This window comes from Phormidium sp. CCY1219 (assembly GCF_055795085.1).
Genome location: NZ_JAYFEQ010000500.1, coordinates 1 through 7,800, shown reverse-complemented (window position 1 = coordinate 7,800; position 7,800 = coordinate 1). Strand labels below are relative to the sequence as shown.

4 protein-coding genes are annotated in these 7,800 nt (G+C 52.5%); all 4 read right to left on the bottom strand.

Going from position 1 to position 7,800, the window contains the following annotated elements; genetic code table 11:
• Window positions 1–132: 132 nt before the first annotated feature.
• The 4 genes from AC0QH1_RS13055 to AC0QH1_RS13040 all read right to left on the bottom strand — a co-directional run bounded on the left by AC0QH1_RS13055 (window position 133) and on the right by AC0QH1_RS13040 (window position 7,591).
• On the bottom strand, window positions 133–2,772 hold the full coding sequence (locus AC0QH1_RS13055) for a CHAT domain-containing protein (RefSeq protein WP_324631582.1): 2,640 nt from the start codon (window positions 2,770–2,772) through the stop codon (window positions 133–135).
• The gene (locus tag AC0QH1_RS13050) at window positions 2,724–4,520 is read right to left on the bottom strand and encodes a ShlB/FhaC/HecB family hemolysin secretion/activation protein (protein ID WP_324631581.1); all 1,797 of its coding nucleotides are present in this window, start codon (window positions 4,518–4,520) and stop codon (window positions 2,724–2,726) included. Before AC0QH1_RS13050 ends, AC0QH1_RS13055 begins: the two co-directional genes overlap by 49 nt.
• Before the next feature lie 740 nt (window positions 4,521–5,260).
• Window positions 5,261–6,709: a cobyrinate a,c-diamide synthase gene (locus tag AC0QH1_RS13045; RefSeq protein ID WP_324631580.1), complete on the bottom strand. Its 1,449-nt coding sequence runs from the start codon at window positions 6,707–6,709 to the stop codon at window positions 5,261–5,263.
• A gap of 96 nt (window positions 6,710–6,805) precedes the next feature.
• Window positions 6,806–7,591, bottom strand: coding sequence for a DUF4058 family protein (locus AC0QH1_RS13040; RefSeq protein ID WP_324631579.1), 786 nt, complete (start codon window positions 7,589–7,591; stop codon window positions 6,806–6,808).
• Window positions 7,592–7,800 lie beyond the last annotated feature (209 nt).

The following is a 7,800-nucleotide window of genomic DNA, read 5'->3' as shown; positions in this document are numbered from 1 at the left end:
AAACTCGATGGGGCAGGCAGGGCATTTAAGCAATTTACGCATTGCGCTTAAGTCCTGCCTGCCCCATCGAGTCTATTTTACCCGAAATTCATTCCCTTGGGGGCGAAAAAGTCAACAAACCAGCAACCTTGCCTAAAGCCAATTGCCCACTAACACGTAAGGTGCCCAGTAAATGGGATGACGATATTGGCGAGTTTGCAAGAGTTCGAGCTGGGCGGTGCGGAGGGCTTGAGCTTTGGTGACCTGGGATTGATTTAACTGACGATAAAATTCGCCCATCAAGGGGACGGTAGCGGCATCGTCGATGAACCAGAGGGTGGCGAGGGTACTGCGTGCGCCGGCGCGTACTGCCATCCCTGCGAGACCCAAGGCGGCGCGATTGTCACCGGTAGCGGTTTGACAGGCACTCAAAACGAGCAATTCAATGGCGCGGGGGTTGCCGGTGCGATCGCGAACCCGCAATAAAGTATCCAATTGATTGACATTAATGCGCTCATCCCAAGCGAGAATAAAGGTTTCCTCAGCATTGGAACTAAACTGACCATGAGTGGCGATATGAACCACAGGAAAAGGGGTTTGGATAATTTCCTCTTGCAGGGCGTTGCGCGTAAATGCTTCATCGAGCAAAACCACCCCAGAAAGGGTAGAAGAAACCCGCTCAACTTCCACCACCACATTCGGCAATTGAGAGAACCCAAAACGTTCTTGAGAAATGCCAGCAGTGAGAGCTTCTAACTCTTGCATTTCCAGCGGTTGGGGGTCGATGAGCTTCAATCCGGGACTCAAAGCAATGCCATATTTTTCGATTAAAAACTGTTCCCCATCGTAAAGGGCAGCCATTGGCACATTTCTAAATAATCCATCGGGCAAAAACACTAAAGTTTCTACGCCACTGTCAGCCAAATCTGTGGCAAAAGGTTCGATGACCCATTGATAAATGGTTTCGGCGTAAGTCAAAAAGTTGCGGGAAGTGCGAGTAACGAGGGTTTTTCGCAGATTTATCAGAGTTTCTTCGACCTTTTCTTGGGAGAGATTGGGATGAGAATAATGGCGTAGGGGTTGCCCGGGGAGGGAGACAACTACTTCTAAGCGATCGCCCAAAATAATCGGATAAAAAATCGCGGCGTTGGGGTCGAGAATTTGCTTGTCAAGTTCCACCGGTTGGCTATCCACACAGGCATCGCGGAAGAAATTATCCAATTCTGCCAACTTCAGAGATTCCATCACTTGCAGCGCTTGACGCAGGTTTTTTTGCGTGGGTTTAGCATTTTTTCCCGGTTGCAAGAGCAAGGAGACAAACTCTCGATAAACCGGTTCGACGCGATCGCGAAAAGAAAACTGAATTTCGCGATTGGCGGTAACTAAATCCAACCGTAACGCTTCGAGAGATTCCACCGCTTGAGCGTAGGCGGCGATCGCACCCGAAACTTTCCCCTGTGCCTTTAACAAGCGTCCCAGTTGCCATTCCCAACGATAGGCAATATCCACCGCATTAATCCCCTCGGACAATGCCAGAGCCTCTTCCGTGAGTTGTTGCGCTTCCGCCCACTGTTGTTTAGTCTCGTAAACGGCGGCCAAATTTCCCAGGGCATAAGATTCGGCGCGCTTGTCATTTAATTGGCGAGACAGGCGCACGGATTGAGCTAAAAGCTGGGCAATTTGCGTTTGATTTCCTATGAGTGTAGTTGGCAATTTATCCGGAAATCTGAGAAGATTTTGGGCGAATTTAATTTGGGCGAAAACCGCCATGCGACTGGGGGGTAATTGTTCCAATTGCGCTTGAATTTGCGGCAGCCAAGTTATCGCCTGGGGCAAGTAGTCGCGAGCGAAGGTGTCCGAGGGTTCTTCCAGGATTAAAGAGAGGGCATTGAGTCGCGCTTGGACTTGGGTGGCGGGTGATTGGGCAGCGATCGCAGCTTGTTGGTAAAATTCATATGCGGCGGCGGGGTTGTTGCGCGCCCGGGCGGTATTGCCCAAAGCGATCGCGGTTTCGCTAATCGCTTTAGGCGATCGCAACTGTTGCGCCAAGGAGAAACTTTCGCGCAGCACCGCCTCAGATTGGGGCAAATCCCCCAGCAGTCGCAGAGTATTGCCCAAAGCGCGCAGGGTCGTCACCTTCATCTCGGAAATCGGTTGAGATTGCAACCTCTGATTCAACCCTTCCAGGGTATCCAAGGCGCGCTGATAAAGCCCTAAACTTTGCAAAGCGAGGGATTGGTTGAGACAGGCCCGATAGACCCCCGCCTCATCCCCGGCGTGGCGGTAGGCATCGGTAGCTTGTTCCCACAGGTTCAGGGCGGCGCGGGGGTCGCCAACGGTCAATTCCAAACTCCCGCGCGTATTGAGCGCTTGTGCCAACACGCGCAACCAGGCGGTAGAATCGGTATCGGCGCGATCGCCAATCAATTGCAAGCTTTGGGCGATGGCGGATTTCGCCTTATCCCATTCTCCCAGTTCTTGCAGGGCGGTGGAGAGATTGCACAGAGCGATCGCTTGGTGCAACTCATCTCCTTGCGCCGCACTGCTACTCGCCGCATTTTCCCACACCTGCGCCGCCCGGGCAAACTGACCGGCATCGTACAATTGCCGACCTCGTTGCACTAAAGCGTCTCCCGGGCGCGCCATGACTTGCGAGTGCAGCAGTAAGCTCAGCAGTAAAACCGCCACCGCCACGGCGCAAAATTTACGGATTTTTGCCCGTTTTCCGGCGCGCAGGAGCACTCTTAAAACGGGTAGGAAGTAATCGAAAAATAAAAGCCATTTTCTTGCCACGTTCTATCCCTCGACTCAATATCAACCAGGGGATATCCCCAGTCTAGACGAGCGCGAATTCGATCGCCAAAATCCAGTTGCAACCCCAGGCCCACAGAGGCCAAAGTATTGGGGTCTGGATTTTCGCGATCGCCGTTATTCCAGGCGGCCCCCACATCCACAAAAGGCACGACTTGCACTTTAAACTCGCCCCCTTCCGTGCGATAAACCGGCAAGCGAACTTCTGCAGAAGCAAGCGCCCCATTATCGGTGAGCAGGGCATCTTGGCGGTATCCCCGCACGCTTTGCAACCCGCCGAGACCAAACTGTTCCAAGGCTAGCAGGGAGGTGGTTGCCAGTTGCACGTCGCCGCGCAGCAATAAGGTAGGGGAGGTTTCGGGATTGGCGTCGTCGGACCCGAGGACCCGCAACCACTGGGCCTGTCCGCGCCATGCGAGAAATCGGCTGTCGGGTTCTTCGGCATTGACGGTGGCATCAAACCAACCGACGCCGAGACTGAATTGCGATCGCGCGGCGAAGACTTGTTGGGAACTGCGATCGGTCCATTCTTGAAAAAATCGCAAGGCGGAAATCCGGGTTTCGCCGTCTTCGTTGGCCCCGGGGGACAGGGGAAAGGCCACATCTAAAATGGAGGTATTGCTTTCGCGACGGGCGGCGGTCAGCCCTAGGGTGAATTCCCGGGTGGGGGATTGCACCAGGGGTTGGCGGAAGGTGAGTTCGCTGTTGCGGGATTTGGCTTCGATATCCACGCGATCGAAGGGGGGTTCGATGATTTCGCTGCTGGTGCGACTGTGAGAGACGGTGAGGGTGCCGTTGCGACCGTTGATGGGCAGGGTGTAGTCTACGTCCCACTGATCGCTGCCATCGGTGTTGCTGTAGGCAATATTGAGGCGATCGCCGAATCCGAATAGGTTCCCGTGGGTCAATACTCCTTTGCGCCGGAAGGTGCCCACACTGGGCGCTCTTCCGTTGTCTAGGGTGATTTCGCTGCGAAAGGCGGGAGCTTCGGTGATGCGAACTTCGAGCAAGTTCTGCCCGGGCCGGTATCCGGCGGAGAGTTCGGCGGAGATGGTGTCGATTAACGGATCCAGTTGCAGCAGTCTCAGGGCCTCGAGCAGTTCGTCGATATTGATGGGTTTGTCGGTGGCTCGCCCTAACCGGGAGCGGATATAGTCGGGACTGAGGCGATCGGTGCCGATGACTCGAATCTCTTCGAGTCCCCCTTCGACGACTTGGATTTGGACTACGCCGTTTTCTAGGGTCTGGGGGGGAATTAACGCACCGGTGGTGATGTAGCCTTGCTGGTTGTACAGTTCGGTGATGGCGCTGCGCGCTTGCAGCAGTTCGGCAAAGGAAAGGGGCCGACCGGTATATTGGGAGAGCAGTTTGTCCAATTGCTCTTGGCTAAATATGCTGCTGTCGAGGATTTCAAATCGCTCGACTTCGATGGTGCCCGGAACTGTCCCGCCGGGATCGAGACCCGGTGTGGCCGGCTCTGCGCTGGGGGTTGGGGGTTGCAGCAGTTCTTCTGGCGGGGGCAACAGGGGTGGTTCTTCCGCCGGCTCTGGGGTGATGCGGGGCAGGGGATTGGGAATTGTCTGGGGATCGATGGGTTGCGCGTTGAGGTTCCCACTGTTGATGCTACACAGGAGCATGGCAAGGGTGAGATAAAACCAATGGGTTTTGGTGTGGGCGTCGCCACTGGGCAACAATAAGCTCAAATTGGGAAAATTTTCTCTAGACCACATGACTGTTTCGTGGGGGTTGCATCTCACAAGTCAATTAAGCCAGTTGCTTTGTCCGACTTCAATAGCAAACAAAATTCTGGCGGGGTTCCCCGACCCACTCCTCGGGAGTCGGCGGCGGGAGAAGAGAATCCGATTTGGATGGATCCGTACTCTGGGACTCGGGCGATCGCTTCGCTTCGATTACGGAAAATCCCTCCTCTCAGATGCACCTGAGAGCACTTTAACCTCTTTCTCCTCGAATGCCAACTGGTTTCCCAATCCAGGCGGGTGCTTTTATTTTCTTTGGCGATGCTATTAATCGGGATTTTTCTCTGGTTTGATTATTTTAACCGAGGCTTCCTTGCATCTCTGGCGTCTTTTATCAATTTTTTACATCCCCGGACAGTGCTGTAGCGACTGGAAGTCTGCAATTGTCCTCTAAAAAAACTGATGGGCCTAGTCAATGACTAGACCCGGTACAAAACGAATGACCGATTCTTCTAACTGTTCAGTGAAATAGACTAAAATAAGGTACGTCTCAGACTTTCTTACTCGGGTGGACAACGATCGCAGCTTGACCCGTAGAGGGGGCGCTGCATCAGTTCTCTAGACGGGTGACACCAGATCCAGGAACCTTCCGTATCTTCTTCGTTTCCCTCCTTTTTTTTCTATCTCTTTTGGTGTCCAGTATTAAGCTAACACACCGATTCCAAACTGCCCACTATTTTTTACAAAGCTTTACAATAAACGATAGCTTTACATCAGCGATTGTAACGCAAGCCTTCTGAAGTTCCCATTTTTCGGGCAAATCTCTGGCAGTTTTGTAAAAATCGCCGGGGAATTTCGGGTGTGCCTCCCCAATGCAAATGCAGATAGGATGCATGCACCTGGGGAAAGGCGGTACCCTGTTTCACTGTCCCTCCCCATCCTTCAGTGGCGGCGATCGCCCCGCGCTGAAAACTCTGGATTTGAAATAGGGGAGACTCGGGTTCTCGGGTTAAGTGCGATCGGTGGAACTCGTGGGCGAAAACCTTCTGCTTGGCTAGTAAGATGGGGGTGTCTTGCAGGGCCGTTGCCTGTCGATATCCTAAGGTTAATTTTGTCCCCATCACCGTGCTGGTGGGCAAAATCCCCACCATCGGCCAACTTTCTCCGGCAAAATCTACTATTTTTTCCCCTAAGTACATCAACCCGCCACATTCCCCATAGGTGGGCATTCCCTGTTTTATGGCCTGTTTCACCGCCTGTAAGGCATCGCTGTTGTTCGCCAGTTGTTCGGCAAACATTTCCGGAAACCCGCCGCCAAAATATAACCCTCCCACTGCTTCGGGTAAGGCGCGATCGCCTAAAGGACTCCAGGGGACTAATTCTGCACCAAGGGCGGCAAGCAAATCTAGGTTATCTTGATAGTAGAAACTAAACGCTGCATCCCGGGCGATCGCAATTCGGATTGCCGATTGAAAATTGACATTTTGCGTATCTATTGTGAGGCCAGCGACTTCGGGAGGGGTTATATGTTGAGTGCGAAGTAGAGGCAGCAATCGCTCCCAATTCAAGCAGGTTTCTGCCAGATGTGCGAGGCGATCGATGACGCGATCGAGTTCTGGCAGTTCTGCAGTGGGCACTAACCCCAGGTGTCGGTCGGGGATGGCAATTTTATCTTCCCGTCGCAATACCCCGAGAATGGGAATTTGCAGCGGTTCGAGGGCATCTTCGAGCAGTTGCTGATGGCGATCGCTCCCCACCCGGTTGAGGATAACTCCCGCCAGTTGCACGCGCGGATCGAAGGTGCTATATCCCTGGGCGATCGCCGCCACGGAACCGGAGAGACGAGAGCAGTCAATGGTCAATACCACCGGCAATCCCAGCACTCTGGCAATGTGCGCGGTACTGGCAAAATCGCCGACTGTGAGCTTATCCGTCATTCTGACCCCATCAAACAATCCCATCACCCCTTCCACAAGGGCACATTCACTGGTTTGACTGTGGCGATGGAAACACTGCTGCACATAGTTTTCCGAAGTCAAAACCGGGTCTAAATTGCGACAAGCACGCCCCGTGACATACTGATGAAACATCGGATCGATATAATCCGGTCCGACTTTAAACGATTGCACCGTTAACTGGTGGCGGGTTAAATACGCCAACAGCATTAGAGTCAGGGTGGTTTTCCCTGCGCCGCTTCGTTCTCCTGCAATCACGATCGCCATGTTTTCTACCCTTTATCCATGAACTCGCCTAACTGCATGACGCCAAACGACAAGCGAGGTTAATCCCTCCCTCAATTTGGCATCATATCCCTTTCATTATCGCAGATTTTGCGCCCGCAAGCGCGCATCTACCCAAGGGCGATCGCTCTTTGAAAAAGGCAGTATCGGGTCTTGAGTATAATCGAGTCTCAAATCGTATCGGGCGCGATCGTACAATTGATTTAATAAATCCGGTAAGTCGATTATCGGTTCCGCATCTTCCCTTTGCAAAGGCAAAGAAAACTGGGGCAATTGATGGCGAATGATAAAAGCATATAAATCTGCTTTTGGGCGGCGATCGCTGCCACTGACTAAAATCCGATAGTCACATTCCCCCGCCACCTCGCACCCCCGCATCGGTGCCCCACTTCGCAACAAATCGATTTCGATTAAATGCGTGCTACTGCCCAAAATTTTCAACCGTTTGCTTTCGTATTTTTCTCGCCCTCTTCCCGCCGTTTTATTCACAGGAGATAGGATGTCAATCGCCGCTATCACCTTTTGGCTTTCCCGTTCTCGAACTTCTAAATAGCTTTGTTTGATTCTCTCTGGCATGGGCACATCTACAGTCATCGGCGTAGGCGGTGATGCCACTGCAACTGCCGATTCTTCTAAGGGCGCATTTCCTCCTTTTCCGCCTTGCACCGTCACATCGGGAATGCCCACTAAAAGCGAGGCATCGCCGCTAATTTCATAAATTATTTGTTCGATATCGACGAAATATTTCGGCACCACTTGTGGCGTCAGGGCATCCGCCAGGGCGACAATCAATCGATTGTGAACTGAGGGCCAAATTTCGGGATTTTCTAAGTACAGATCCATTCCAGGAAAGGGAGAAGACATGGTTTTATCTCCTATAGAACAGTGAGTTAGAATTGAGGGATAACGTTAGAGGTGGGCGCGGGATTTTTCTGGCGCGATCGCGTTCTCCCCGATTTGGCTATAATTGAAACCAGGGCGCGCCAATTTAAACCACTCCCGATGGTTTAATTTTATGAAATTTACGCCAAACTGACAACCTACAGAAAAACAAGGTAAAATCCGACTCGCAA